The organism is Streptomyces sp. NPDC060209 (assembly GCF_042728155.1).
Taxonomy (GTDB): domain Bacteria; phylum Actinomycetota; class Actinomycetes; order Streptomycetales; family Streptomycetaceae; genus Streptomyces.
In genome coordinates this window covers 18,333-44,187 of sequence record NZ_JBHWZS010000037.1, presented here as the reverse complement: position 1 = coordinate 44,187, position 25,855 = coordinate 18,333, and the positions used below count along the sequence as shown (strand labels likewise).

The 25,855-nt window shown below is 69.7% G+C and carries 19 protein-coding genes and 1 pseudogene; 4 read left to right on the top strand and 16 right to left on the bottom strand.

What is annotated here, in order from left to right:
* From topA to ACFWFI_RS10480, 7 genes are all read right to left on the bottom strand, one after another.
* Nucleotides 1–2,770 (bottom strand): type I DNA topoisomerase (gene topA / locus ACFWFI_RS10510; RefSeq protein ID WP_387387745.1); only part of this gene is annotated, 2,770 nt, incomplete at its 3' end.
* Between the two features lie 279 nt (nucleotides 2,771–3,049).
* Nucleotides 3,050–3,247 carry a hypothetical protein gene (locus tag ACFWFI_RS10505; RefSeq protein WP_387387743.1) on the bottom strand — a complete coding sequence of 66 codons (198 nt, stop codon included), beginning with the start codon at nucleotides 3,245–3,247 and terminating at the stop codon, nucleotides 3,050–3,052.
* Between the two features lie 415 nt (nucleotides 3,248–3,662).
* Nucleotides 3,663–5,165 (bottom strand): DUF7059 domain-containing protein, encoded by a 1,503-nt coding sequence (locus ACFWFI_RS10500; protein WP_387387741.1) that lies wholly within the window; start codon nucleotides 5,163–5,165, stop codon nucleotides 3,663–3,665.
* A 103-nt stretch (nucleotides 5,166–5,268) separates the two neighbouring features.
* Entirely contained in the window at nucleotides 5,269–5,895 is a 627-nt protein-coding gene (locus tag ACFWFI_RS10495; protein ID WP_387387740.1) for a small secreted protein, read from the bottom strand.
* 280 nt (nucleotides 5,896–6,175) lie between these two features.
* Nucleotides 6,176–8,626, bottom strand: a complete 2,451-nt coding sequence (locus ACFWFI_RS10490) for a sodium-translocating pyrophosphatase (RefSeq protein WP_387387739.1) — start codon at nucleotides 8,624–8,626, stop codon at nucleotides 6,176–6,178.
* A 497-nt stretch (nucleotides 8,627–9,123) separates the two neighbouring features.
* Nucleotides 9,124–9,573: an ATP-binding protein gene (locus ACFWFI_RS10485; protein ID WP_387387737.1), complete on the bottom strand. Its 450-nt coding sequence runs from the start codon at nucleotides 9,571–9,573 to the stop codon at nucleotides 9,124–9,126.
* Nucleotides 9,574–9,780: 207 nt separating this feature from the next.
* Nucleotides 9,781–10,134 (bottom strand): STAS domain-containing protein, encoded by a 354-nt coding sequence (locus ACFWFI_RS10480; RefSeq protein ID WP_003967428.1) that lies wholly within the window; start codon nucleotides 10,132–10,134, stop codon nucleotides 9,781–9,783.
* A gap of 79 nt (nucleotides 10,135–10,213) precedes the next feature.
* Here ACFWFI_RS10480 and ACFWFI_RS10475 point away from each other — a divergent pair, with 79 nt between their 5' ends.
* The gene (locus tag ACFWFI_RS10475; RefSeq protein ID WP_387387736.1) at nucleotides 10,214–12,721 is read left to right on the top strand and encodes a DEAD/DEAH box helicase; all 2,508 of its coding nucleotides are present in this window, start codon (nucleotides 10,214–10,216) and stop codon (nucleotides 12,719–12,721) included.
* Here ACFWFI_RS10475 and ACFWFI_RS10470 read toward each other — a convergent pair.
* From ACFWFI_RS10470 to ssd, 7 genes and pseudogenes are all read right to left on the bottom strand, one after another.
* Nucleotides 12,645–13,145, bottom strand: coding sequence for an Rv3654c family TadE-like protein (locus ACFWFI_RS10470; protein ID WP_387387734.1), 501 nt, complete (start codon nucleotides 13,143–13,145; stop codon nucleotides 12,645–12,647). The two genes, ACFWFI_RS10475 and ACFWFI_RS10470, sit on opposite strands and share 77 nt — an antisense overlap.
* Nucleotides 13,142–13,522, bottom strand: a complete 381-nt coding sequence (locus ACFWFI_RS10465; RefSeq protein WP_387387732.1) for a TadE family type IV pilus minor pilin — start codon at nucleotides 13,520–13,522, stop codon at nucleotides 13,142–13,144. Before ACFWFI_RS10465 ends, ACFWFI_RS10470 begins: the two co-directional genes overlap by 4 nt.
* A pseudogene (locus ACFWFI_RS10460) lies at nucleotides 13,509–13,744 on the bottom strand (DUF4244 domain-containing protein). Before ACFWFI_RS10460 ends, ACFWFI_RS10465 begins: the two are co-directional and overlap by 14 nt.
* A 241-nt stretch (nucleotides 13,745–13,985) precedes the next feature.
* The gene (locus ACFWFI_RS10455) at nucleotides 13,986–14,798 is read right to left on the bottom strand and encodes a type II secretion system F family protein (RefSeq protein ID WP_387387730.1); all 813 of its coding nucleotides are present in this window, start codon (nucleotides 14,796–14,798) and stop codon (nucleotides 13,986–13,988) included.
* Nucleotides 14,795–15,637: a type II secretion system F family protein gene (locus ACFWFI_RS10450; protein ID WP_387387746.1), complete on the bottom strand. Its 843-nt coding sequence runs from the start codon at nucleotides 15,635–15,637 to the stop codon at nucleotides 14,795–14,797. The genes ACFWFI_RS10455 and ACFWFI_RS10450 overlap by 4 nt, the downstream gene beginning before the upstream one ends.
* Nucleotides 15,638–15,660: 23 nt before the next feature.
* Complete coding sequence (locus tag ACFWFI_RS10445; RefSeq protein WP_387387728.1) at nucleotides 15,661–16,809, bottom strand: TadA family conjugal transfer-associated ATPase; 1,149 nt, start codon at nucleotides 16,807–16,809, stop codon at nucleotides 15,661–15,663.
* Entirely contained in the window at nucleotides 16,806–17,945 is a 1,140-nt protein-coding gene (gene ssd / locus ACFWFI_RS10440) for a septum site-determining protein Ssd (RefSeq protein ID WP_387387727.1), read from the bottom strand. The genes ACFWFI_RS10445 and ssd overlap by 4 nt, the downstream gene beginning before the upstream one ends.
* Nucleotides 17,946–18,445: 500 nt before the next feature.
* Between ssd and ACFWFI_RS10435 the strand changes: the two genes are divergently transcribed.
* On the top strand, nucleotides 18,446–19,285 hold the full coding sequence (locus tag ACFWFI_RS10435; RefSeq protein WP_387387726.1) for an HAD family hydrolase: 840 nt from the start codon (nucleotides 18,446–18,448) through the stop codon (nucleotides 19,283–19,285).
* Between the two features lie 475 nt (nucleotides 19,286–19,760).
* On the opposite strand, the gene ACFWFI_RS10430 is transcribed toward ACFWFI_RS10435, so the two are convergent.
* A complete protein-coding gene (locus ACFWFI_RS10430; RefSeq protein WP_387387725.1) occupies nucleotides 19,761–20,585 on the bottom strand; it encodes a Fic family protein in 825 nt (274 codons plus the stop codon).
* Between the two features lie 102 nt (nucleotides 20,586–20,687).
* On the opposite strand from ACFWFI_RS10430, the gene ACFWFI_RS10425 reads away from it, so the two are divergent.
* Nucleotides 20,688–21,683: an ATP-binding protein gene (locus ACFWFI_RS10425; RefSeq protein ID WP_387387724.1), complete on the top strand. Its 996-nt coding sequence runs from the start codon at nucleotides 20,688–20,690 to the stop codon at nucleotides 21,681–21,683.
* A gap of 30 nt (nucleotides 21,684–21,713) precedes the next feature.
* Here the strand turns inward: ACFWFI_RS10425 and ACFWFI_RS10420 are convergent, their stop codons facing one another.
* Nucleotides 21,714–23,036: a polysaccharide deacetylase family protein gene (locus ACFWFI_RS10420; protein WP_387387723.1), complete on the bottom strand. Its 1,323-nt coding sequence runs from the start codon at nucleotides 23,034–23,036 to the stop codon at nucleotides 21,714–21,716.
* Between the two features lie 299 nt (nucleotides 23,037–23,335).
* On the opposite strand from ACFWFI_RS10420, the gene ACFWFI_RS10415 reads away from it, so the two are divergent.
* A complete protein-coding gene (locus ACFWFI_RS10415; protein WP_387387722.1) occupies nucleotides 23,336–25,846 on the top strand; it encodes a SulP family inorganic anion transporter in 2,511 nt (836 codons plus the stop codon).
* Nucleotides 25,847–25,855: the final 9 nt, after the last annotated feature.

The window sequence follows — 25,855 nt, the reverse complement described above, 5'->3', positions numbered from 1 at the left end:
TCGTCTTGGTGGCGGTCGCCTTGGTGGCGGTCGCCTTCTTGGCCGTCGTGGCCTTCTTCGCGGGCGCCTTCTTGGCCGGAGCCTTCTTCGCCGTCTTCTTCTTCGCCGGCCCCTTGGCCCGCTTCTCGGCAAGCAGCTCGTAGCCGCGCTCCGGCGTGATGTCCTCGACGCTGTCGTCGGTCCGCAGCGTCGCGTTCGTCTCACCGTCGGTGACGTACGCGCCGAACCGGCCGTCCTTCACGACCACCGGGGCCCCGCTCACGGGGTCCGTGCCCAGTTCCTTCAGCGGCGGCTTGGCGGCGGCACGCCCGCGCTGCTTCGGCTGGGCGTAGATCGCGAGGGCCTCTTCGAGCGTGATGTCGAAGAGCTGGTCCTCGGACGTCAGCGAACGCGAGTCCGTGCCCTTCTTGAGGTAGGGCCCGTAGCGGCCGTTCTGCGCGGTGATCTCGACGCCCTCGGCGTCCTCACCGACGACGCGCGGCAGCGACATCAGCTTGAGCGCGTCGGCCAGCGTCACCGTATCGAGCGACATGGACTTGAAGAGGGACGCGGTCCGCGGCTTCACCGCGTTCTTGCCCGTCTTCGGCGTGCCCTCGGGCAGCACCTCGGTGACGTACGGGCCGTAGCGCCCGTCCTTCGCGATGATCTGGTTACCGCTGACCGGGTCGGCGCCGAGCTCGAAATCGCCGCTCGGCTTGGCCAGCAGCTCCTCCGCGAGCTCCACGGACAGCTCGTCGGGCGCCAGGTCCTCCGGCACGTCCGCGCGCTGGTGGCCCTCGGAGTCCTTCTCGCCGCGCTCGATGTACGGGCCGTAGCGGCCGACGCGGAGCTTGATGTCGTTGCCGACGGGGAACGAGGAGATCTCGCGGGCGTCGATCGCGCCCAGGTCGGTCACGAGCTCCTTCAGGCCACCGAGGTGGTCCCCGTCGCCGTTACCCGCGTCGGAAGCCGCGCCGGCACCGGCGGTGTCGTCGCCGGCGCCGAAGTAGAAGCGGCGCAGCCACGGCACGGACTGGGCCTCGCCCCGCGCGATGCGGTCGAGGTCGTCCTCCATGCGAGCGGTGAAGTCGTAGTCCACGAGCCGGCCGAAGTGCTTCTCCAGCAGGTTCACCACGGCGAACGAGAGGAACGACGGCACCAGGGCCGTGCCCTTCTTGAACACGTAGCCGCGGTCCAGGATGGTCCCGATGATCGAGGCGTACGTCGACGGACGGCCGATCTCGCGCTCTTCGAGCTCCTTGACCAGCGAGGCCTCGGTGTAGCGGGCCGGCGGCTTGGTGGCGTGCCCGTCGACCGTGACCTCGTCGGCGGTCAGGGCGTCGCCCTCGGCGACCTGCGGGAGTCGGCGCTCGCGGTCGTCCAGCTCGGCGTTCGGGTCGTCCGCGCCTTCGACGTACGCCTTCATGAAGCCGTGGAAGGTGATCGTCTTGCCGGACGCGGAGAACTCGGCGTCGCGGCCGTCGCTCGCCCGGCCACCGATCTTGACGGTGACGGAATTACCGACGGCGTCCTTCATCTGGGAGGCGACGGTGCGCTTCCAGATCAGCTCGTAGAGCCGGAACTGGTCGCCGGTGAGACCCGTCTCCGCCGGGGTGCGGAAGCGGTCGCCGGAGGGGCGGATCGCCTCGTGCGCCTCCTGCGCGTTCTTGACCTTGCCGGCGTACGTGCGGGGCTTCTCGGGGAGGTAATTCGCCCCGTACAGCTGTGTGACCTGCGCCCGGGCCGCGGAGACCGCGGTGTCCGAGAGGGTCGTGGAGTCCGTACGCATGTAGGTGATGAAGCCGTTCTCGTACAGCTTCTGCGCCACCTGCATCGTGGCCTTGGCCCCGAAGCCCAGCTTGCGGCTCGCCTCCTGCTGGAGGGTCGTCGTGCGGAAGGGCGCGTACGGCGAGCGGCGGTAGGGCTTCGATTCGACCGAGCGGACCGCGAACGCCGAGTCGGCGAGCGCCGCGGCCAGGGCGCGGGCGTTGGCCTCGTCGAGGTGCAGCGTCTGGGCGGACCCCTGCTTGAGCTGCCCGTCGGGGCCGAAGTCGCGGCCCTGGGCGATACGGCGCCCGTCGACCGCGCTGAGGCGGGCGGTGAGCGTCGAGGGGTCGGAGGCATCACCGGAGCGGCCGGTGGCGAAGGTGCCGGTCAGGTCCCAGTACTCGGCGGAGCGGAAGGCGATGCGCTCGCGCTCCCGCTCGACGACGAGGCGGGTGGCGACGGACTGGACACGACCCGCGGAGAGCCGCGGCATGACCTTCTTCCACAGGACCGGCGAGACCTCGTAGCCGTAGAGGCGGTCGAGGATACGGCGGGTCTCCTGGGCGTCGACCATGCGCTGGTTGAGCTCGCGCGGATTGGCGACGGCGGCCCGGATCGCGTCCTTGGTGATCTCGTGGAAGACCATCCGGTGGACGGGAACCTTGGGCTTGAGGACTTCCTGCAGGTGCCACGCGATGGCTTCGCCCTCGCGGTCCTCATCGGTGGCGAGGAAGAGTTCGTCGGATTCGGCGAGGAGCTGCTTGAGCTTCCTGACCTGGGCTTTCTTGTCTGCGTTGACGACGTAGATCGGCTGGAAGTCGTTTTCGACGTCCACACCGAGACGGCGTACCTCACCGGTGTACTCGTCCGGCACCTCGGCGGCGCCGTTGGGCAGGTCGCGGATGTGCCCGACGCTCGCCTCGACGACGTATCCGGGGCCGAGGTAGCCCTTGATCGTCTTCGCCTTGGCAGGCGACTCGACAATGACGAGTCGGCGGCCTGCGGTCTCGCTGGTCGGGGACAACTTCGCTCTTCTCTCCGGTCGGCACTCGTGGGCATCCGGGCAGCGATATGACGCTGCCCGCGGTGCTGTCGCTGCGGAGTGTGACGGTACAACCCGCCCCCGTGTCAAACGGCAAAAGCCCGCAACGGCCACTCGAACGGTAACCCGACTTCCGCCACTCCTGCCGCCCGGACTACCCGGTCCGCTCCTCGCGGGGCTGTCGCCTGCGGGTTTCGGGGCCCTGTCGGGGAGGCTGCGGGGCGGCTGCCCGGCGGCCGCCGTCCCTGCCGGAGAAGTGGATCAGATGCGGGTGAAGCACCACACGCCGAGGAGGAGGAAGAGTACGCCGAAGAGCGTGGCGAGAGCGGTGGAGGCGACGGGGCTCACACCGATCGCCACCGGCGCGCGCTGAATGGTGCGCGCCCCTGTCCAGACGAGGAGTGCGGTACCGAACAGCGCGAATGCCGCACCGGCGAAGACCGCGGTGACACTCTCCATGCCCGTACCCCTCACACTCTTCGCCTCGGCTGCCGCCTTGACGCTCGTACGCCGTCGCGCTCGCCGTGGCTCCGTTGCCGTCGCGCTCGCCGTGGCTCCCGTCGCCGTCGCGCTGTGGGCGACTCGGCAGAGGGGAGGCTGCCACCCCGGGGCGTCCTCGGCACGAACCGGGGATGAACACCGAGGGGATGCCCGGGGAACTGCCGTGAGCGGAAGCCGCAAGCCGCACCGGAGCGGCATGCGACAAGGCGAGAAGGCACTGGTCAGACGGGTGTTGGGTGAAGGAGGGCCCGGCTCCGGCACGCAGGAACGGAGCGCGACGGCACCGGCGCGGACTGCGCCACCGGGGCCGTCGGCGTCGCGGGGGCAGCCGCAACGCAGAGGCCACCGGCATCGCAGCTACCGCGGCGGCACGTCAGCGCACGGGCTCCAGGAAGCCTTCCTCCACCAGCAGTCGGATCGCCTGCGGGGTGCGGTCGCGCAGCAGCACCGGGTCCTCGGCCATCAGCTGGGCGATGGCGTCCAGGATCCGGCCCGCGGGCAGCGAACCGTCGCACACGCCCGCGAAACCCGCCCCGACGGCATCGACCTTGGTCGCCCGGCGCATCCCGCGATGCTGACGCAGCACCACATGCTCCGGATCCTCGGCGCCCGGCAGTCCGACCTGCTCCTGCACGACCTCCTCGGCAAGGGTGAAGTGCGCGGCGAGCAGCGCCGCGTCGTCGTGTTCACGCAGATAGTCCTGCCGCGCGAAATGGGCCTCCACGGCGGACCCGAGGGGTTGCTCCACCGCGTGCGGCCACTCCTCGGCCACGAGCGAGGGATTCCCCGCGGCCGCCGCGGACTTCCGGAGCGTGATCCACCCGAAGCCGACGGCCGTGGTGCTGCGGGCCTCGAACTCGTCCAGCCAGGCTTCGTACCGCTCGGCGTACAGGGCGGGGTCCGTGCGGTGGTCGCCGCTGTCACGCAGCCACAGCTCGGCGTACTGCGTGATGTCCTGCACCTCACGCTGCACGATCCAGGCGTCGCAGCCGGCGGGCACCCAGGAGCGGACCCGGTCCTGCCATTCCTCACCCTCCACGTGCTGCCAGTTGGCGAGGAACTGCGCGTACCCGCCCTCGTTGAGCCGGTCCCCGGCGTGCTGCACGAGAGTCCGGCACAGATCGTCACCGCCCATGCCGCCGTCGCGGTACGTCAACCGGGCACCGGGCGAGATGACGAAGGGCGGGTTGGACACGACCAGGTCGTACGTCTCGGTCCCGACGGGTTCGAAGAGGGACCCCTCCCGCAGGTCGGCGGGGGCCGCTCCTGACAGGGCAAGGGTGAGACGGGTGAATTCCAGAGCACGCGGGTTGACGTCCGTGGCTGTGACCCGGGTGGCGTACTGGGTGGCGTGCAGGGCCTGGATACCGGAGCCCGTGCCGAGATCGAGGGCTGAGGTCACGGGCTTTCGCACCGTGATCCCGGCGAGCGTGGTGGAAGCCCCGCCGACGCCCAGGACGACGCCTTCCTCGTGCGAGCCGATGCCGCCGGCCCCGCCCACCGCGCATCCCAGGTCGGAGACGATGAACCAGTCCTGCCCGTCGGGCCCGCCGTAGGGCCGCACGTCGACGGTCGCTCTGACCAGGTCGCCCTCGTGGACCGCCCAGCCGTCCTCCACGCACTCCTCCAGCGGGAGGGCCACGGCCGCCGCGGCGGCAGGAACCGGGCGCTGCAGAAGGAACAGCCGCACCAGCGTGTCGAGCGGCGAATCCCCGCGGGTGGCCCGGAGAGCCGGGACGGTCTCGCTGCGGGCGAGCGCGGTGTAGGCGGGCGCGCCGAGCCGTTCGAGGAGGCCATCGGCGGTGAAGGCGGCGCCAATCAGGGCTTCGCGGAGTCGAAGGGCATGGTCGGATGCGGGAAGGCTGGTCGTACTCACCCGACCATTGTGCCGCTCCCGCCGACAACGGCAGCGGCCCGGCGCCCTCGATGGGCGGCCGGGCTGCTGCGTTCCTACGTTTTCCCGCGACTGCTTCCCGCGCCTACGCCTTCTCGCTCGCCGAGGCCGACGGCGATGCGGCCTTCGACGCCGGAGCGGACGGGCCGGAGGCGGGCGGAGCCGAGGCCGTCGGCTTCTGGCAGCCCTTCTGCTTCGCCATCGCCGAGCCGACCTCGCCGGACTGGAGCTTCTTCAGCGCCTGGTCACCGTTGGTGCTGATCTTGTTCAGCTCGTCGGCGATGCCCTTGAGACCGTCGGCGAACTTCGCCTGGTCCTTCGTGTCGAGCGCGTCGACCTTCGTCTTCAGGTTCGCGTAGGCCACCGAAGAGGCGTTCAGCTCCTTCACGGCCTCCTTCTGCGTGGTCTCTCCGCCGTCCACGGGCGGCGCGCCCGCCGAGTCCACGGCCGTGCCCAGCGCCTTGTACGCCTGCGAGATCTGCTGGAAGGCGGCCGAGTCGGTCTTCTGGACGTCGGCGGGCTTGCTGTTGTCGGCCGTCTGCTGCTGGATCGCGGCATTGGCGTTCGCGATCTTCTGCAACTGCGGCTGAACCTGGTCGCAGACCTTCTTCGCCCAGTCGTTCACCTTGTTGTCGCTGTCGTCGCTGCAGCCCGACAGCGTCAGTACGAGTACCGCACCGCCGGACAGTGCGGCTGCAAGCTTCTTGTTCACCGGATTGGGTCCCTTCCAAGGCTCTCGGCCCCGGAACTTACACGCCAAGTGGGCGACAATCAGGCGCCGGGCATCCGATATATATTCTTTTGCAGCCATTTGCACCAAGGGAAACCAGGGAGATACAACTCACCTGCCCACTCGGACGCATGTGCGGATACGTCCCGTCGTCCGGGGCCTGCCCGGACATGGAAACGGCGGACGACGCATCAGAACACGCCGTCCGCCGCCTCGCTGAGCAGGCGTTACGTACAGGCCGGCCGTCTCGTGACCGCGAGCCTCATGAAACGGCCGCAGGGTCGGTCGACTTGGCAGGGCCGTCACCACCGCCGTCGTCACCACCACCGCCGTCCGGACCGCCGCTGTCGCCCACGGCGATTCCGCGCCGCTTGGACACATAGACGGCGCCGATGATGACAACGATGGCGACCACGGCCACCAGGGTCCGTACGCCCGCGCTCGCGTCATCGCCGTAACTGAACTGCACCACCGCTGGGGCGATGAGCAGCGCCACGAGATTCATCACCTTGAGGAGCGGGTTGATGGCCGGGCCCGCTGTGTCCTTGAACGGGTCGCCCACCGTGTCGCCGATGACCGTCGCGGCGTGGGCCTCGCTGCCCTTGCCACCGTGATGGCCGTCCTCGACCAGCTTCTTGGCGTTGTCCCACGCGCCACCGGAGTTGGCGAGGAAGACGGCCATCAGGGTTCCGGTGGCGATCGCACCCGCGAGATACGAGCCGAGGGCCCCGACCCCCAGGCTGAATCCCACCGCGATCGGCGCCAGGACCGCGAGCAGCCCGGGTGTGGCCAGTTCGCGCAGTGCGTCCTTGGTGCAGATGTCGACGACCCGGCCGTACTCCGGCTTCTCGGTGTAATCCATGATCCCGGGGTGCTCCCGGAACTGCCGCCTCACCTCGTAGACCACGGCCCCCGCCGAACGGGAGACCGCGTTGATCGCCAGCCCGGAGAAGAGGAAGACGACCGCGGCTCCGAGGATCAGGCCGACGAGATTGTTCGGCTGTGAGATGTCCAGGCTCAGCCCGAGTTCCCCCGCCCGGGCCCCCACATCGTCGACCGCGGTGGCGATGGCGTCCCGGTACGAGCCGAAGAGCGCGGACGCCGCCAGGACCGCCGTGGCGATCGCGATTCCCTTGGTGATGGCCTTGGTCGTGTTGCCGACGGCGTCCAGGTCCGTGAGGACCTGGGCTCCCGCGCCCGTGACGTCCCCGGACATCTCCGCGATGCCCTGGGCGTTGTCGGAGACCGGGCCGAAGGTGTCCATCGCGACGATGACGCCCACGGTGGTGAGCAGACCGGTCCCTGCCAGGGCCACCGCGAAGAGCGCCAGCATGATCGACGTACCGCCGAGCAGGAACGCTCCGTAGACGCCGAGGCCGATCAGGAGCGCGGTGTAGACGGCCGACTCGAGGCCGATGGAGATTCCCGCGAGCACCACGGTCGCCGGACCGGTCAGCGAGGACTTCCCGATGTCCCGGACGGGGCGCCGGCTGGTCTCTGTGAAGTAACCGGTGAGCTGCTGGATCAGGGCGGCGAGCACGATCCCGATGGCTACGGCGACCAGCGCGAAGACGCGCGGGTCTCCACCGTGCGAGGTGATGGCGTCGTCGGTGACCCCGTCCAGTGCGGCGTAGGAGGACGGCAGATAGACGAAGACGGCCACCGCCACGAGTACGAGCGAGATCACCGCGGAGACGAAGAATCCGCGGTTGATGGCGCTCATCCCGCTGCGGTCGGCGCGCCTGGGAGCGACGGCGAAGATCCCGATCATCGCCGTGACCACCCCGATCGCCGGAACGATCAGCGGAAACGCGAGCCCCGCGTCCCCGAAGGCGGCCTTGCCCAGAATGAGCGCGGCCACGAGCGTCACGGCGTACGACTCGAAGAGGTCGGCGGCCATGCCCGCGCAGTCACCGACGTTGTCGCCCACGTTGTCGGCGATGGTGGCGGCGTTACGCGGATCGTCCTCGGGGATGCCCTGCTCCACCTTGCCCACCAGGTCGGCACCCACGTCGGCGGCCTTGGTGAAGATGCCGCCTCCGACCCTCATGAACATGGCGATCAACGCGGCACCGAGGCCGAAACCCTCCAGCACCTTGGGCGCGTCGGCGGCGTAGACGAGTACCACGCAGGAAGCACCGAGCAGGCCGAGGCCCACCGTGATCATGCCGACCACACCACCCGTACGAAAAGCGATCTTCATCGCTTTGTGCGAAACGGTGGTGAGATCTTTCTCCGGCTCTCCCTCGGCGGGGGTCGCCTCACGCGCTGCGGCCGCCACGCGCACATTGCTGCGGACGGCGAGCCTCATACCGATGTATCCGGTGGCCGCCGAGAAAAGCGCACCCACCAGGAAGAACAGCGAGCGCCCCGCGCGCTGCGACCAGTTGTCCGCCGGAAGCAGCAGTAGCAGGAAGAACACGACGACGGCGAAGATGCCGACGGTACGCAGCTGCCGGGCCAGATAGGCATTCGCGCCTTCCTGGACGGCCGCCGCGATCTCTTTCATGCGTTCGGTGCCTTCACCCGCCGCCAACACCTGGCGTACCAGCAGCTGGGCCACGACCAGCGCGGCAAGGGCGACGACCGCGATGACGACGACGATCAGCCGGTTGCCATCGGTGAGTACTGCGGCTGCGAGTGAGGTGGACCGGCCGGAAGGTACGGAAACGTGCGTCAGTTCTGCCAGTGGGGTGTTGAAGAACTCCGCCATACGTCCTCCTTGACGCTGAGCGCTCAAGACGTGGACGGATTGTAGGGAGCGGAACCTGATCAAAACAGTGGGTGGTCAATGAAATCGACTTTCGTCCGCCCAATGGCAAATGATCTCGCGCGCACCTGAACCCGAATGCAGTAATGGGTCTGGCGCATGGCGCACGGGGAATTACTGGAGATCACTGATCAAGCACAGAGGAAAGGCCCTGCTCAGCAGGGCCCGAAAACGTGATCACACCCGTCGCCCGAAGGCCGCAGAAGGAGGCGCGAGGCGCGGCGGCGGCCAGGCAGGACGGGGTTGGGTGGGTGGATTTACCCGAGCGCGGGGTGCGGGGCGCGAGGCGCACCGGAGCGAAGCCGCGCGGGGCGCGGGCTACGCGAGGCGCAGGCTGGGCACGGCCGACCGCGCAGGGCGGTAGGGCCACGTGAGGTGAGCCCGCACTGTGGAGGGCTGTGCAAGCCGCGCCGGGCGGAAAGGGCACCAGGCGGGGTGAGTCAGGGAAGCACCACGGCCGGAGACGTCGGCCAGGTCATGCGGATCACTCCGCCGTCCGCACCTGTACGGACTTCCACGTCGTCCACCAGGCCACTGATGACCGCGAGGCCCATCTCGTCCTCGCTGTCGGCGTCGGTCCCCGGATCGTCCGGGCCTCCGCCGCCGGTCGCTCCCGGCACCGACGAGCCGCTTCCCGGGGCGGGAAGCCCGTCGCCGACCTCGATGGAGAACGCCTTCTCGTCCTCGGTCAGAACGACCGTGACAGGGGCGGCGATGTCATGGCTCCGATGCAGTCCCACGGCTCGGCTGCACGCCTCGCCGACTGCGAGTCTGACCTCGTCGAGCACCGCCTCGTCGACGCCGGCCCGGCGCGCCACGGCGGCTGCCACGAGGCGGGCCGTCCTGACGTGTTCGGGCTGAGCGCTGAAGCGGAGTTCAACGGTTGGCATGCCATCCCCCTCGAACGTATGGGCGTGCATCTCAGGGGCCCGGGCGTGCCGCCCGGTACCCCTGCTCTCATTCTCCCCCGGAAACCGACGAAGCCGGCAGCCGACCACATGGTCGACCGCCTGCTCGTGGCGGCCCGTCTGCTGCCGCCTGCCGGTCTGTCACTGCCATGCCTGCCGACCTTGGAGCTGCCGGCCTGCACCGACGGTTCAGTCGGTGGCCGCGACAGCCTCGTCGACCGTGGTGTGGATGGGAAACACCTTGGTCAGACCTGTGATCCGGAAGATCTTGAGAATGCGCTCCTGGTTACACACCAGGCGCAGCGAGCCCTCATGGGCCCGGACACGCTTCAAGCCGCCCACGAGCACGCCGAGGCCGGTGGAGTCGAGGAAGTCGACGCCTTCCATGTCGACAACCAGGTGGTAGCTGCCGTCATTCACCAACTCGACCAACTGCTCGCGCAGCTTGGGCGCGGTATACACATCAATCTCGCCACCGACCTCGACGACCGTACGGTCGCCACCAGGCCCGGACACATTGCGAGTCGACAGGGACAGGTCCACGGATCCTCCAGCACCTTGCTATCGAGCGGTCGCCCCTCGGTCTCCCCGACGGAGGCCAGGGGACGGATCGCCAGCCGCGATGGCATTCAATCACTTACCAGCAGCCATGCACGACGCCTTGGGACCATTGTCCGTCACGCCAGTGACACACTCGGTGCCGATGGCCAAGAATCACCGCCCCAGTCGACCACCCGAGAACGTGGGCTCGCGCCCCTCTCCCGCAGTGGTTCTCGACCGGCTCGCCGCAACGGCGGGCCGGGCAGCGCGCATCACTCATACGGAGCACTTGCCCCCGCGTGCGGGAACCCATGCCATCTGGCCGGATCGCATCCGGCCAGAAGTGATCTCGGCAATCAGCCGGGCCGGAATCGACCATCCGTGGACGCACCAGGCCGTCGCGGCCGAGCACGCCCTGGACGGCGAGTCCGTCGTGATCGCGACCGGGACGGCGTCCGGCAAGTCGCTCGCCTACCTGGCTCCGGTGCTGAGTACCCTCCTCGACGGCTCCCATGCCCCGAACGGCCGCGGCACCACCGCCCTGTACCTCGCCCCCACCAAGGCCCTGGCCGCCGACCAGCGCCGCGCGGTGAAGGCGCTCGCGGCGCCCCTCGGCTCCGCGATCCGGCCGGCGGTCTACGACGGGGACACGCCGGTCGAAGAACGCGAATGGGTGCGCCAGTACGCCAATTACGTCCTGACGAACCCCGACATGCTGCATCGGGGCATCCTCCCGTCCCACCCCCGCTGGGCCTCCTTCCTCCGCTCCCTCCGGTTCGTCGTCATCGACGAGTGCCACACCTACCGGGGCGTCTTCGGCTCCCACGTCGCCCAGGTGCTGCGACGTCTTCGCCGCCTCTGCGCCCGCTACGGATCCGATCCCGTCTTCCTCCTCGCCTCCGCCACAGCGGCGCAGCCCTCCGTCGCCGCAGGCCGTCTCACGGGCCTGCCCGTCAAGGAGGTCGCCGACGACGCCTCGCCCCGGGGAGAGATGGTCTTCGCCCTCTGGGAGCCGCCACTGACCGATCTGCACGGCGAGAAGGGGGCCCCCGTACGCCGTACCGCCACGGCCGAGACCGCCGACCTCCTGACCGACCTGACCCTCCAGGGCGTGCGCTCGGTCGCCTTCGTGCGCTCCCGGCGGGGCGCCGAGCTCATCTCCGTCATCGCCAAGGAGCGGCTCGCCGAGGTGGACCGCTCGCTGCCCGGGCGCGTCGCCGCCTACCGCGGCGGCTACCTGCCCGAGGAGCGCCGGGCCCTGGAAAGAGCACTGCACTCCGGGGACCTGCTCGGACTGGCCGCCACGACCGCCCTTGAGCTCGGCATCGACGTCTCGGGCCTGGACGCCGTCGTCATCGCCGGCTATCCGGGCACCCGTGCCTCCCTCTGGCAGCAGGCGGGCCGCGCCGGACGCTCGGGGCAGGGCGCCCTCGCCGTCCTCGTGGCCCGGGACGACCCGCTGGACACCTTCCTGGTCCACCATCCCGAAGCGCTGTTCCAACAGCCCGTGGAGTCGACCGTCCTGGACCCGGACAACCCCTATGTCCTCGCCCCACACCTGTGCGCCGCAGCTGCGGAGATCCCCCTCACGGAAGCCGACATCGCGCTCTTCGGCCCCGCCGTGCCCGAGCTTCTGCCACAGCTGGAGGCCGCGAAGCTGCTGCGCAGGCGGACGACGGGCTGGCACTGGACCCGCCGTGAACGCGCCGCCGACCTCACCGACATCCGCGGCGGGGGCGGCCGCCCGGTCCAGATCGTCGAGGAAGGCACCGGCCGACTCCTGGGAACCGTTGACGAGGCAGCCGCGCACACCTCCGTCCACGAGGGTGCCGTACACCTCCACCAAGGCCGGACATACCTGGTCCGGAAGCTGGATCTGGAGGATTCGGTGGCCCTGGTGGAGGAAGCCGTCCCGCCGTACTCCACCAACGCCCGCGACACGACCGCCATCTCCGTGCTGGAGACCGACACCGAAATCCCGTGGGGTGACGGACGGCTCTGCTTCGGCTCCGTCGAGGTCACCAACCAGGTCGTTTCCTTCCTGCGCCGCAGGCTGATGACCGGAGAGGTCCTGGGCGAGACCAAACTCGACCTGCCGCCCCGCACCCTGCGTACCCGTGCCGTGTGGTGGACGGTCACCGAGGACCAGCTGGATGCCGCCCGGATCAGCCCGGAGATCCTCGGAGGCGCCCTGCACGCCGCGGAACACGCCTCCATCGGGATGCTGCCGCTCTTCGCCACCTGCGACCGCTGGGACATCGGCGGCGTCTCCGTTCCCCTGCACCCCGACACGCTCCTCCCCACGGTTTTCGTCTATGACGGCCACCCGGGTGGTGCCGGCTTCGCGGAGCGCGCCTTCCACACGGCCCGCACATGGCTCACGGCGACGCGTCAGGCCATCGCGTCCTGCGAGTGCGAGGCCGGCTGCCCGTCCTGCATCCAGTCCCCCAAGTGCGGCAACGGCAACGAGCCACTCCACAAACGGGGCGCCGTACGCCTCCTGACCGAACTGCTCAGGACGGCGCCCCCGGACCCCGGGGAAGAACGCCCGGCAGAGAGCTCGGAGGGTCCCCGGCCGGAAAGAGCGTAGTGAGGCCACGTGCGTGAGTCGGCTCCTCGGCGAACGAGGGCGCCACCGAACGCACCGGGGGAAGCGGGGCATCCAGGGCCTCCGGAGGCCCCGCTCTCGACCTGACCTCAGGTGCGTACGGGCCGAAACGCGCACGCGCGGTCACGTCGGCGATCTCGCCCTGGACCCCGCAACGCACGATCTCCGCTCCCTGGGCCACGGCCACCTCGGTGGCCGCCTCGCACGCCGCCTCCGCACCCCGCAACGCCTGGTCGGCTGCGGCGAGCGCCGCCAGGTCCGCCGCGCCACCGGCCCTGTGCCGGGCGGACACGGCCTGGCCGAGAGCGAGAACCGTCGCGAACACGGCGCAGAGCGTCGCCGTGGTGACAGCCACCCAGACCGTCGCCAGCCCCTGGTCCCCGGGACCGTCTCCGAACCTCCTCACGGCTCTGCCCCCACGGTGTCCTCGGCCAGCGCGACTGCTTCAGCAGTCAGCGTCAGACCCAGCGGACCCGGCCCCGGCGTCGGCGCCTCCACCCGGACCCGCCAGAGTCCCCCGGCCCGCTCAACAGCGACTCGGGCCCTTCCCGGCGCCGCCTCCCGCGCCGCGGACCGTACCGCCGCCTCCGGCTCGGACCGGGCCGCCGCCCGCGCTCCGGCCCGAGCGGCATCCACACAGCGGATCTGGTCCGCCGCGGCCACCAGCGCCCAGACGAGGGCGAAGACGAACGTCACCAGCACGGTGAGGGCCATGGCGGCCTCCGCCGTCACCGCGCCCCCGTCGCCGCCCCGGCCCCTCCGCGCCCACTCAGAACTTCGCATCGAGGGCGTCCTTGATCAGCGACTGCACGCCGACAGCACTGCTCCGCTGGTAACCACCTTGTAGAGCACCGCCGCGAACGCGCAGGCGGCGATCGTCCCCACCGCGTACTCGGACGTCGTCATCCCCCGGTCGAGGCCCAGGCGCCTTGCACGCCTGCCGAACCCGGCCTCCCACACACGACGAAGCGCGCTCAGAGACTGCTCCATGGCATTCCTGCTCATCTCAACCCCCATGTCCAAACATCACGTTGTTTCGTCAGGAACTTCTTTTCAGCGCTTTTAGCGAGCCGGATCCCGGCCCGACTCCCGCCCGGGAACCAGGCGCCACTCCGGCTCGGGCGACCAGCCAGGTCCACGACTCGAGCCGCAGCCGGAATCCCGGCTCGGGTCCCGACCGGCCATCGGCTCGCCCCGTCTGTCCCTCCGTCCCTGCGGAGCCGCCGGGACAGAGGGCTGCTGTCAGTCAGCTGCCTCGCAACAAGCCGCTCGCCAGTCCGATCACCACCGGCGCCACTCCCACCGCCAGAAAGGCGGGCAGGAAGCAGAGCCCCACCGGCGCGGTGATCAGCACACCCGCCCGCTGGGCACGCGCCACAGCCGCGCTCGCCCGCTCGGCACGCATCTCGTCGGCCAGCCTGGAGACCGGCTCCGCCGCGGGTGCCCCCGTCGATGCGGCGCGTTCCAGACAGCGGGCCAGTGGCGCGGCACCCGGCAGCTCCCCGAACCGGCGCCACGCCTCGTCCGGTTCACCGCCGAGCAGGATCACGGCCGCCGTGCGAGCCAGTCGCTCGCCGACCGGGCCGGCAATGGATTCCCCGACCGCCTCCGCCGCGTCCCGCGGCCCGGCGCCCGCCGAAAGGCAGGATGCCAACAAGTCGGCGGTGATCGGCAGCTGCCGGGCGATCAGAGCGGCCTCGGCTTCCCGGCCGGCGGCGTCGCACTTCCTCACGGAGCTCCGCCACCGCCGCACTCCGTACGCCGCCGCCAGGCCGACCCCACATCCGGCGGGTCCGCCGACGAGGAGCCAACCGGCCGCCCAGACTGCCAGGAGAACCGCCCACCGCCGAGCACGGCTCCAGCCCGGCACTCGCAGTTCCAGCCACCCCTGCCTCGGCCTGCTCATACAGGACTTGGTCAGCGAAGCCCCCCGGCTGCGTATCGCCCGCTCATGCCGTCGGACGGCCAGCGCGAGGGCGAGGTACGAGGCTGTGCCGAGCGCCACCCCCACCGCCCCGGCCGTTGCCCGCCAGTCCCCCGCAGCAGGCATCACGCTCATTCCGCCTCCCCCGCCCGCACGATCCTCGAGGCCCAGAACAAGCCCGCAGCCTCCAGAAGGCCGCCCGTCGCCAGGCAGACGAGTCCGCCCGGGCTGTGCAGCAGAACCCTCAGCGGATCCGCTCCGAGTGCCGCCCCCAGCCCCAGACCCAGCACCGGCAGCAATGCCAGGACCACGACCGTCGACCACGCGCCGGCCAGCTGTGCCCGCAACTCCTCCCGCCGCCGCCTCTCGCCCCGCAGCGCGCTCTCCAGGCGGGCCAGACCTGCCGCGAGGCCGGCTCCGCCGTTCACCGCGACCCGCCAACAGGCCGCCATCCCTGCCAGCCCGTCGAGGCCGGGCCCTGCCGACGCCTGCCGCAGCGCGGCCGGGACATCGCCGCCGAACCTGGCAGCGGCCAGCACGGCGGGCTCGGCAGCGCCCAGCGCGCCGGCGTTCCGTGCGGCTGCGAGCAAGGCCTGTCCGGGCTCGCGCCCGGCCCGTAGCTCGCCCACCACCGCCCCACAGAGCGCGGTCACAGCCTGGGCCGCCTTCTCGCGCTCACGCCGCCGCTCGCGCCGCCGCAGCCAGCGCCTCACGAGCGGGACCGCCACAGCTCCCGCGAGCAGCGGCAGCACCGATCCGCCCAGCACGGCGAGAAGAGCCGCCACAGGGGCACACAGCCATTCCCGCCGCCGGTCGAAGAGGGCACGGACCGTGGCCGATGCCACCGGCCTCCACTCCGCCTCCCGCCGTCGAGCCAACAACACCCGAGCACGCCGCGCCCCCGGGTCCCGCGCCACGGCCAGACCGCCTGCCAGGCCCGCGCAGCCCGCCATCGCCCACGCCAACGCCTGCATCAGCGCCTCAGAGCCCGTCGCCGTCACGCCCCCTCCCCGATCAGTGCGCCGAGCCGCTCCCGGCCCCGCTCCGGCACGAATCCCTCGGCGCTCCAGCTCAGTGCGGGCACGGTGACGACCAGGCCTGCGGAATCCCGCTCCAGCACATGCACTTCGGCCAGACGTCGCCGCCCTTCCCTGTCCCGTACGAGGTGGACGACCACCGAGAGCGCCGCTGCCAACTGGCTGTGCAGAGCCGCCCGGTCGAGACCCGCAGCCGTCCCCAGAGCCTCCAGACGCGCCGGAACATGCTCGGCCGCGTTCGCGTGCACCGTGCCGCAACCGCCTTCGTGTCCGGTGTTGAGAGCGGCCAGAAGCTCCGTCACCTCGGCACCCCGGACCTCTCCCACGACCAGCCGGTCAGGACGCATGCGCAACGCCTGGCGTACCAGGTCCCGTAGCGTCACCCGCCCGGCACCTTCCTGATTGGCGGGGCGCGACTCCAGACGCACAACATGCGGGTGATCCGGTCGCAGCTCCGCCGAATCCTCGGCCAGCACGATGCGCTCCCGCTCACCGACCGCCCCCAGCAGACTCGACAGCAGAGTCGTCTTCCCCGCTCCGGTTCCTCCGCTGATCAGATACGAGACCCGCGCTTCGACCAGCGCCCTCAGCAACCGGTCTCCGCCGGGCGGAACCGTCCCCGCCGCCACGAGCTCCGCCAGCGTGAAGGCCCTGGGCCGCACCACCCGCAGTGAGAGGCACGTCGAGCCGACGGACACCGGCGGCAGGACCGCGTGCATGCGCGTTCCGTCCGGCAGCCGGGCGTCCACCCACGGCCGGGCGTCGTCCAGCCGGCGCCCCGCTACTGCGGCAAGCCTCTGCGCCAGCCTCCGGACGGCCGCCGCGTCCTGAAAGACGACTCGGGTCAGCTCGAGTCCACCGCCGCGGTCCACCCATACCCGGTCCGGAGCGGACACCAGCACATCGGTCACCGCCGGGTCGGCCAGCAGCCGCTCCAGCACTCCTGTGCCGACCAGTTCGCCCCGCAGTTCCTCGGCCGCGCCGAGGACTTCCGCGTCGCCGAGCAGGCGGCCCTGTTCCCTCAACGCTGCAGCCACCCCGGCCGGAGTGGGAGCCGCACCGCTGCGGGCCAGTCGTTGACGCACGGCATCGAGCAACGCGTCGGTCATGGCGTCTCCCCCGCGCGGGGCCGGGCCGGAACGCCGTCCGAGCGGGCCGGAGCATCCGCCAGCTCCCAGAAGGCCGTACAGAAGCGAGCCAGTGCCCCGCGGGAGTTCCCGCCCGGGGGCACACCGCTGTCCTGAGCCGACGCCAGCCCAGCCTCCGTGGGCAGATCGCCGACGAGCGGAAGCCCCAGCGCATGCGCCACCCATTGCTCGTCCAGGCCCGCGGTGTAGGGGCCCCGGGCGACGACCCGTAGGTCTTCCAGGACCATTCGGGCCGACGACGCCACGCGCTGCGCCGCCGCGACCGCCCTCAGCTCCCCAGGCACGACCAACAGTCCGACGTCCAGCTGCGCCAGCGCCTCCGCCACGCTTTCGTCGACCCGCCGCGGCAGATCGACAACCACCGCACCGCCGAGCCGGCGCGCCGCGGCGAGCACCGACTGCATGGCCTGCGGCGGGACGATCACCTCGTCGTCCCGGCCCCAGCTGAGCACCCGCAGCCCGTGCAACGCCGGCAGCGACTCTTCCAGCGCCCCTCCGCCAACCCTCCCTTTCGAACGGGCGAAATCCGGCCAACGCAGGCCCTCGGATGCCTCACCGCCGAGCAGCACGTCGATCCCGCCGCCCAAGGGATCGCCGTCGATCAGCATGGTCCGCCGACCTGACCTCGCCGCCGTCACAGCAAGCGCACAGGCCAGCGTGGACGCCCCGGAGCCGCCGCGTCCCCCCATCACTCCCACGGTGAGCGCGGATCGGCCCACGCCTTCCACCGCATTGGCGATCTGGTCGACGAGCCAGCCTTCGGAGTCGGGCAGCCTCAGCACATATTCGGCCCCGATCTCCACGGCGAGGCGCCATACGTCAGGGTCGTCCTGGTCCCTGCCGACGAGCATGACGCCAGGTCTGCGGGCCACCCCCCGGCATGCACGCGCCGCGTCGTCGCCCACCAGGATCATCGGGGCCCGCTCCCAGCCGCCCCTCTCCCCCGGAGGCCCGTGATGCACCTCGGGCACCGCCCCGGCCGCCGCGCACAGCCTGAGCAGATCGTCCAGCAACTCGGCGTCCTCGGTCACGATCAACGGTCCGCTCCGCCGCCCTTCGGCGCTCGACGGACCTTCGCCCACGAAGGATCCAGCCACGTTCTCCGCCCCCTCTCACTGTCCCTTCAGTGCGGTTTCGCGGCGATCTCGAGCGCTTCCGAGATGCGCGATTCCGGAACCCGCGGACTTCGCGGGTGGGAATCAACATGCAACTGCACGGAAAAACATGTGGATCTTGCTCAAAAACTGTGGACAACTTCAGCGCTGTGAATATCTCGGTAGCTCGTACAGGGGACTTTCACAGCGCAGCGCTTCCGCTACACACGGTGACGAGAGATGATCGAGTCCATCGGCGCGAGAGGTGGCCGACGAAGTCCGGCAGAGGAGAGAGTGCCTCGATCCTCTGCCGAAAAACGCATCCGGACATGCGACGACCCCCGCCGGGGGGGAGAGCGGGGGTCGTCCCCACGGCCGACTCGGGGGGGGAGGAGTCGGACCGGGTTAGCACGGTCGCGAACGATCCGTGACTTCCATGGTGTACCCGAGCACCTTCTCAGGCAAACCCACCCGCCGGACTTTACGCCGAATGGCGGGCCCCTATGCTCACCTTTGTGGAAAACTGCTTCTCGCCGCGCACAGCAGCCTTCTTTGACCTGGACAAGACGGTCATTGCGAAGTCATCGACACTGGCCTTCAGCAAGTCCTTCTACCAAGGCGGGCTGATCAACCGCCGTGCCGTACTGCGCACCGCGTACACACAGTTCGTGTTCCTTGCCGGAGGTGCCGATCACGACCAGATGGAGCGGATGCGTGAATATCTCTCGGCGCTCTGCAAGGGGTGGAACGTCCAACAGGTCAAGGACCTCGTCGCCGAGACCCTGCACGACCTGATCGACCCGATCATCTACGACGAGGCGGCGACCCTCATCGAGGAACATCACACCGCCGGGCGCGATGTGGTCATCGTTTCGACCTCAGGCGCCGAAGTCGTCGAACCGATCGGGGAACTGCTCGGCGCCGACCGGGTCGTGGCGACGCGGATGGTCGTGGGCGACGACGGCTGCTTCACCGGCGAGATCGAGTACTACGCCTACGGACCGACCAAAGCCGAGGCGATCAAGGCTCTCGCCGAGTCGGAAGGCTACGACCTCTCTCGGTGCTACGCGTACAGCGACTCCGCCACCGACGTGCCGATGCTCGAATCCGTCGGGCACCCGCACGCCGTCAACCCGGACCGGGCACTGCGGCGCGAGGCCACACTCAGGGAATGGCCGATTCTCGTCTTCGACCGGCCCGTCCGGCTCAAGCAGCGCCTGCCCGCGTTCTCGATGCCACCCCGGCCGGCCCTCGTGGCCGCGGCCGCGGTGGGAGCGGCTGCCGTGACAGCTGGGCTGGTCTGGTACGCCAGCCGCCGGCGCGCCGCCGCGCTCACCACGTGACAGGCACTTGTGGACGGATATCGCCCCTCTGGGCCCAACAGCAGCGGAGTCCCCACCAGCAGACTCAGCAATGTCCGACTCGACTGCATTTGAACATAAAAGTAAAGAAGTGCGGCTAAGCCTTCCGCTCTTCCCGGTCCTGGAGTACAAAGGACTCAACGGCCCGCGAGACCAAGGACATCCGCGAGGATTACCTTTCTACGCACAGAAGGCCCCACGGACCGAGCATGAAAGCCGAGCACCCACGCGACGTCGACCCGTCGATTACGGGCCAGCCGCACCAGGTAACGGGCAAAGACCCCGACCTGATGGGCATATATCGAGGACGCTTGGTAACTGGGCGGACGTGCCAGCGGCGGTACCGGAATCGGTACCGCCGCAACCCTTTTCCGGCAGCCCTCCGGTGCACTGAAAGCCCGCGCGGCATCCGGTCGGCCAGCTAACCGGCCACGCGACCACGGGCCCTGGTCAGCCCTCAGGCAGCGCCGCGCTGCAGCGCCTCACACACCGCCGTGGACTCCCTGACACCCAGCTCCACGGAGCGACCGCAGTGGGCGATCCAGGCACCCACGCCCTCCGGGCTCCCCGACAGGTATCCCTCGAACGCGGCCACGTAGGCCGCGCGCCCCTGCTCCGCATGACCGACTTCGGCGGGACAGATCGACTTGGGGTCGAGTCCACTGCCGATCAGCACGATCCGCTCTGCGGTCCGAGCGACCAAGCCGTTGTGCGAACCGAAGGGCCGCAGCGCCAGCAGTTCACCGTGCACCACGGAGGACGTCACCAGCGCGGGCGCGGAGCCACCGGCAATGATCAGCTTCGACAGACCCTCAAGCCGCCCGGACACCTCGTCCGCGCCAGGGACGGGCGCTTCGATCAGTGGCTCCTCGACCGGCTCGCCCGTCAGTCGGGGCCTGCCGACCGTATCGTCGGGAGTAACGCCGCCTGCCGCCACCAGATGCAGCCGGGCAAGGACACGCAGTGGTGACTGCCGCCAGATCGAGAGCAACTGCCCCGCCTCCGCCGTGAGCCTCAGGGCGGCACCGATGGTGCGAGCCTCGTCCTCACCACTGAAGTCCGTACGTCGGCGCACCTCCTCGAGATTCCAGTCGGCACCCGAGAGCGCCGCCGAACCGCGAGCCCCCCGCAGGGCCGCCTCCGCGGTGACCTCGTTGCTACGGCGTCGCATGACCCGGTGCCCGTAAACCCGGTCCACGGCCTTGCGTACGGAGTCCACCGCGTCGGCGACCCCCGGCAGGGCCCCTAGAGCGGCAAGCGGGTCCGAGGAAGTCGTACTCATAAGTAGGGAGGCTACGCGCCCCAGGTACGGATACCGCCCAGGAGTGGTCTTCTTCACGAAGCGTGACAGCAGTGAGCGATGACACCGCTACCCTAGGTGAACATGAAGATCGCTTTCGTAGGGAAGGGCGGCAGCGGCAAGACAACGCTGTCCTCGCTCTTCATCCGCCACCTCGCTGCCAATGAAGCCCATGTCGTCGCGGTGGACGCCGACATCAACCAGCACCTCGGGGCCGCCCTCGGCCTCGACGAGAAGGAAGCCGCCGCGCTGCCCGCCATGGGCGCCCAGCTGCCTCTCATCAAGGACTACCTCCGCGGAAGCAACCCCCGCATCGCCTCCGCCGCGACGATGATCAAGACGACACCGCCCGGGGAAGGGTCCCGGCTACTGCGCGTCCGGGAGGACAACCCGGTCTATGACGCCTGCGCCCGCACCGTCCGTCTCGACGACGGGGAAATCAAGCTGATGGCCACCGGACCGTTCACCGAGTCCGATCTCGGGGTCGCCTGCTACCACTCCAAGGTCGGGGCGGTCGAGCTCTGCCTCAACCACCTGGTCGACGGCCCGGACGAGTATGTGGTGGTCGACATGACAGCGGGGTCGGATTCGTTCGCGTCAGGAATGTTCACCCGCTTCGACATGACCTTCCTGGTCGCCGAGCCGACAAGGAAGGGCGTCTCCGTCTACCGCCAGTACAAGGAGTACGCGCGGGACTTCGGTGTCGCGCTCAAGGTGGTGGGCAACAAGGTGCAGGGCGAGGACGATCTCGACTTCCTGCGCTCCGAGGTCGGCGACGACCTGCTGGTCGGAGTGGGCCAGTCCGACTGGGTCCGGACGATGGAAAAGGGCCGTCCGGCCCCGTTCGAGCTGCTGGAGGCAGACAACCGGATGGCGTTGCAGGCCCTGCAGAACGCCGCGGAGGACTCGTACGAGCTGCGCGACTGGGAGCGCTACACACGGCAGATGGTCCACTTCCATCTGAAGAACGCGGAGAGCTGGGGCAACGAGAAGACGGGCGCCGACCTGGCTGCCCAGGTCGACCCCGCCTTCGTCCTGCACGAGCACTACGCGGAAGCGGGCGCCACCCAGCCGGCCTGAGCCGGGCGGAGCGGCGCCCGAAGGTGACCTCTAATCCGCGCTCCCGTCGGCTCCCCTGCCTGCCGGCTGATCCGCCGGCCTGGCAGGCACGGGGCTGCCTGCGGGCTCAGCCGGAGCCGTCCCCGCCAGGAATGCGGCCCAGCCCGGCTTCGGCGCCTGACCCACCTTCAGCGTCCCGAGTTTGTCGAGCGTCGCGGGATCCTGCGCGTCCAGCCAGTCGGCGAGCTGGCGGAAGGAAACGCATTGCACATCCCGCTGGGTGCACACCGTCTTGATCGTTTCCTCGATCGCACGCATGTAGGTGCCACCGTTCCAGGATTCGAAGTGGTTGCCGATGATCAGCGGAGCGCGGTTCCCGTTGTAGGCGCGGCCGAACGCCTGGAGCAGGCCGTCCCGCATCTGGTTACCCCAGTACTGATGTTGGTCCGGGTCGCCCTGCGTCGTACCGGACTGGTTGAACATGAAGTTGTAGTCCATCGAGAGCGTCTCGAAGGCTCGTCCCGGTACCGGGACAAGCTGCAGGGGGAGGTCCCAGAGCCCGTCCTTCTTCGCCGGCCAGACCTGATTGCCGACACCACTGGAGTCATAGCGGAATCCCATGGTCCGTGCGGCCGCGACCATGTTCTTCTGCCCCTCCAGGCACGGAGTGCGGGCGCCGATCAGCTCCTTGTCGTAGTCGAAGGGCAGCGGTGCTTCGCCCTTGAGAGCGGGGGTGTTGGTCTTCCAGCTCTTCACGAACGACTTCGCCTGGCTGATCTCGCTCTTCCACTCCTCGACCGACCAGGTGCCGACGCCCCCGTCCGGCCCACAGAAGTGTCCGTTGAAGTGCGTGCCGATTTCGTTGCCGTCCTGCCACGCGGCACGCAACTCCGTGAGCGTGTGGCGAATTCCCTCGGTGTCGTTGAACCCGATGTCGGAACGGCCCGCCGAATGCTGAGGCGGGTCGTAGAGCCCCTTCTTCTCCTCCGGCAGGAGGTACACACCACTGAGGAAGTACGTCATCCTCGCGTCGTACTTCTTCGCGACAGCGCGGAAATGCGAGAAGAGCTTCTGACTGTCCTCGCCCGCGCCGTCCCACGAGAACACCACGAACTGCGGAGGCTTCTGGCCGGGCTTGAGACGCTTGGCCACAGGGAGTTTCGGCTGGGCTCCCGTAAAGGCCGTGGAACCGTCCCCGATGAGGTTGACCGCCCCCTTCGGCGCTGCCGCCGGAGAGTTCCCCTCCGCACCGGGAGCCGACTCCTTCCCGGCTCCCGGTGCGGCCCCCGTGCCGGAACCCGAGCAACCGGCCAAGCCGGCGACCAGTGCCGCGACCACGGCACCCAGTGCGATCCGCTTCGTGGCGGCCATCATCCGTCCACCCTCTTCCTTGCAGGATTCGTGCGTTGAAGTGCCGACGCGGCGCCGTCAACCTCACACGCAGCCCTGCCGGAATCAGTACGACAAGCCGAATGAAAAGCTGCTTATTCACTTGAAGGGGTGACTCGCTGGGCTATTTGCTCGAAAACATGGACACCTTTCTTTACTCTCCATTACGATTCGTTTACGGAGAGTTGAGAATCCCGCCGCTGTACCCCACCGCTGCACGCCGTGACCCACGGCCGCCGTCACTCACATACCGCGACCGCGCTGCCCCGGAGGAGACGGGAAACATGTCTGCCTGCGTCCCTACCCGCAACGACCACTCATCCCGCAGTTCGCACCCTTCACGTGCCTCGGGATTCAAGCGTCCGCACAGCCCGCCACCACCGCCCCACCGCGGACGTTTCCGCGTATCAGGTGCGGACCTGTCCGCATCGATCACTGTCTTTCTGATCGCCGTTCCCATGTCGCTCGGACTCGCCGTCGCCATGGACGCCCCCCTAGCCGCCGGTCTGGTCTCGGCGGCGATCGGCGGCATCGTCGCCGGACTCCTGGGCGGCACGCCCCTCCAGGTCAGTGGCCCGTCCGCCGGACTGACCGTAGTCACAGCCGAATTGATCCAGATCTACGGCTGGCGCACCACGTGCGCGATCACCATCGGTGCGGGGCTCCTGCAGATTCTGCTGGGCTCGCTGAAAGCGGCCCGCAGCGCCCTCGCCGTCAGCCCGGCCATCGTGCACGGCACACTCGCGGGTATCGGTGTGGCCATCGCCCTCGCCCAGCTGCACATCGTGCTCGGTGGAGCACCGCAGAGCACAGCGCTCGACAACGCGCTGTCGCTTCCCTCGCACCTGGTGCGGTCCGCGCCGGCCTCGCTCTCCATCGGAGCCCTCACGATTCTGCTTCTCGTCGTGTGGCCGCGCCTGCCCGGCCGGATCGGAGGTTCGCTGGGCAGAATTCCCGCCGCGCTCGCGGCAGTGGTCATCGCCACGGCCGTGGCTACCGTGGCAACACCCGGGATCGCCCGCGTGGACCTCCCTTCATGGCGCGCGCACGCACTGCCCGAGCTGCCGCAGGGCCCGGTGGCAGCGCTGGCAACAGCGGTGTTCACGGTCATGCTCGTGGCCAGCCTCGAGTCCCTGCTCGCCGCGGTCGCCGTGGACAAGCTGGCCGCGGACCGGTCAACAGCCGCCTCCAAGGACGGGGCGACGCCGCCCGCGCCTGTAAAGCGATCCGACCTCGACCGGGAGTTGCGGGCCCAGGGTGTCGCCAATGCGGTGTCGGGACTGGCCGGAGGACTTCCCGTGTCCGGCGGCGCCGTGCGCAGTTCAGCGAACGTGCGAGCGGGCGCGGAGAGCCGCGCCTCCACCGTCCTGCACGGCGTCTGGGTGCTGCTGGCAGCCCTGCTGCTGGTGACGGCCCTCGAGTGGATCCCCCTGGCCGCGCTCGCCGCCCTGGTGATGGTGGTCGGTGTCCAGATGGTCAGCTTCGCCCACATCCGCAAGGTCCACAGACACCGGGAGTTCCTGGTGTACGGCGCGACGATCAGCGGCGTGATCCTCGCCGGGGTGCTCGAGGGTGTGGCGATCGGCATCGTCGTGGCGGTGGCCGTCGCCCTGCACCGTCTGGCACGCACCAGGATCACCGTGACGGAACAGGACGGCCGCTACCTGGTGGCCGCTCGGGGACAGCTGACGTTCCTGGCCGTCCCCCGGCTCAGCCGCTTGCTCGGAAGGCTCCCCCACGGGGTGGACGCCGTAGTCGAGTTGGACGGCTTCTTCATGGACCACGCGGCGTACGAGACGATCCAGGACTGGTACGCGGCGCAGACCGCTATGGGGGGCCGTATCGAGTTCACAGGGCGTTCCGGTGGCCGGATCGCCGAGCCGGCGTCGGCGGCCCACTCCTGCTGCCGTCCATGGACACCATGGCGCAACCACCACTGCCACGACCGTGTGCAGGACGCCGCACCGACCACCGCCGTCCCTGCCTCGCACATCGTCTCGAAGGCTACTCCTCCCGCAGCACCGGAAAACTCCCCGATCCGTCGGCACGGGGCCCATCGGCTTCTCAGCGGACTCAGTTCATTTCAGCGCACCACCGCCCCACTGGTGCGTGAGGAGCTGGCCCGGCTCGCTGCCGAAGGGCAGCGGCCTTCGCAGCTGTTCCTCACCTGTGCCGACTCCCGCCTGGTAACCAGCATGATCACGGCGAGCGGCCCGGGTGACCTCTTCACCGTGCGCAACGTCGGCAATCTGGTGCCGCCGCCGGACACCGGGGGCTCGACGAGCAACGACGACTCCGTGGCCGCCGCCATCGAGTACGCGGTGGATGTGCTGGAGGTCGAGTCCATCACCATCTGCGGCCACTCCGGATGCGGGGCGATGCAGGCCCTGTTGGGGGCCGCGCCGGAGACGCCCAAGACACCTCTGTGGCGCTGGCTGCGGCACGGGCTGCCGAGCCTGGAGCGCATGCGTTCCCGCCACCACTCCTGGGCGCGCATCGCCGGCAGGATGCCCACCGACGCGGTGGAGCAGCTCTGCCTGACCAATGTGGTCCAGCAGTTGGAACACCTGCGTGCGCACGAATCGGTCGCTCGCCGACTGGCGTCAGGCACCCTGCAGTTGCACGGCATGTACTTTCATGTCGGCGAGGCTCAGGCCTACCTGCTGACCGAGGGCGCCAGTTCCGGAACGGGGCCCGACGAGGTCTTCGCCCGGGTCGCCCCCGGAGCGGTATGGGGCGCTGAGCCCGGCACCGAAGCGCTGCAAACGGCCCCTGGCACCACGGTAGGCGCCTGAACCACTCCC

Bases quoted from the DNA above. Each gene is read 5' to 3' on its own strand.
- ACFWFI_RS10435 (WP_387387726.1), top strand. From the start codon at position 18,446: ATGCTCACCTTTGTGGAAAACTGCTTCTCGCCGCGCACAGCAGCCTTC.
- ACFWFI_RS10430 (WP_387387725.1), bottom strand. From the start codon at position 20,585: ATGAGTACGACTTCCTCGGACCCGCTTGCCGCTCTAGGGGCCCTGCCG.
- ACFWFI_RS10455 (WP_387387730.1), bottom strand. From the start codon at position 14,798: ATGAGCGTGATGCCTGCTGCGGGGGACTGGCGGGCAACGGCCGGGGCG.
- ACFWFI_RS10465 (WP_387387732.1), bottom strand. From the start codon at position 13,522: ATGCGAAGTTCTGAGTGGGCGCGGAGGGGCCGGGGCGGCGACGGGGGC.
- ACFWFI_RS10415 (WP_387387722.1), top strand. From the start codon at position 23,336: ATGTCTGCCTGCGTCCCTACCCGCAACGACCACTCATCCCGCAGTTCG.
- ACFWFI_RS10425 (WP_387387724.1), top strand. From the start codon at position 20,688: ATGAAGATCGCTTTCGTAGGGAAGGGCGGCAGCGGCAAGACAACGCTG.
- ACFWFI_RS10485 (WP_387387737.1), bottom strand. From the start codon at position 9,573: ATGCCAACCGTTGAACTCCGCTTCAGCGCTCAGCCCGAACACGTCAGG.
- ACFWFI_RS10475 (WP_387387736.1), top strand. From the start codon at position 10,214: ATGGCATTCAATCACTTACCAGCAGCCATGCACGACGCCTTGGGACCA.
- ACFWFI_RS10490 (WP_387387739.1), bottom strand. From the start codon at position 8,626: ATGGCGGAGTTCTTCAACACCCCACTGGCAGAACTGACGCACGTTTCC.
- ACFWFI_RS10420 (WP_387387723.1), bottom strand. From the start codon at position 23,036: ATGATGGCCGCCACGAAGCGGATCGCACTGGGTGCCGTGGTCGCGGCA.
- ACFWFI_RS10450 (WP_387387746.1), bottom strand. From the start codon at position 15,637: ATGCAGGCGTTGGCGTGGGCGATGGCGGGCTGCGCGGGCCTGGCAGGC.
- ACFWFI_RS10505 (WP_387387743.1), bottom strand. From the start codon at position 3,247: ATGGAGAGTGTCACCGCGGTCTTCGCCGGTGCGGCATTCGCGCTGTTC.
- ACFWFI_RS10445 (WP_387387728.1), bottom strand. From the start codon at position 16,809: ATGACCGACGCGTTGCTCGATGCCGTGCGTCAACGACTGGCCCGCAGC.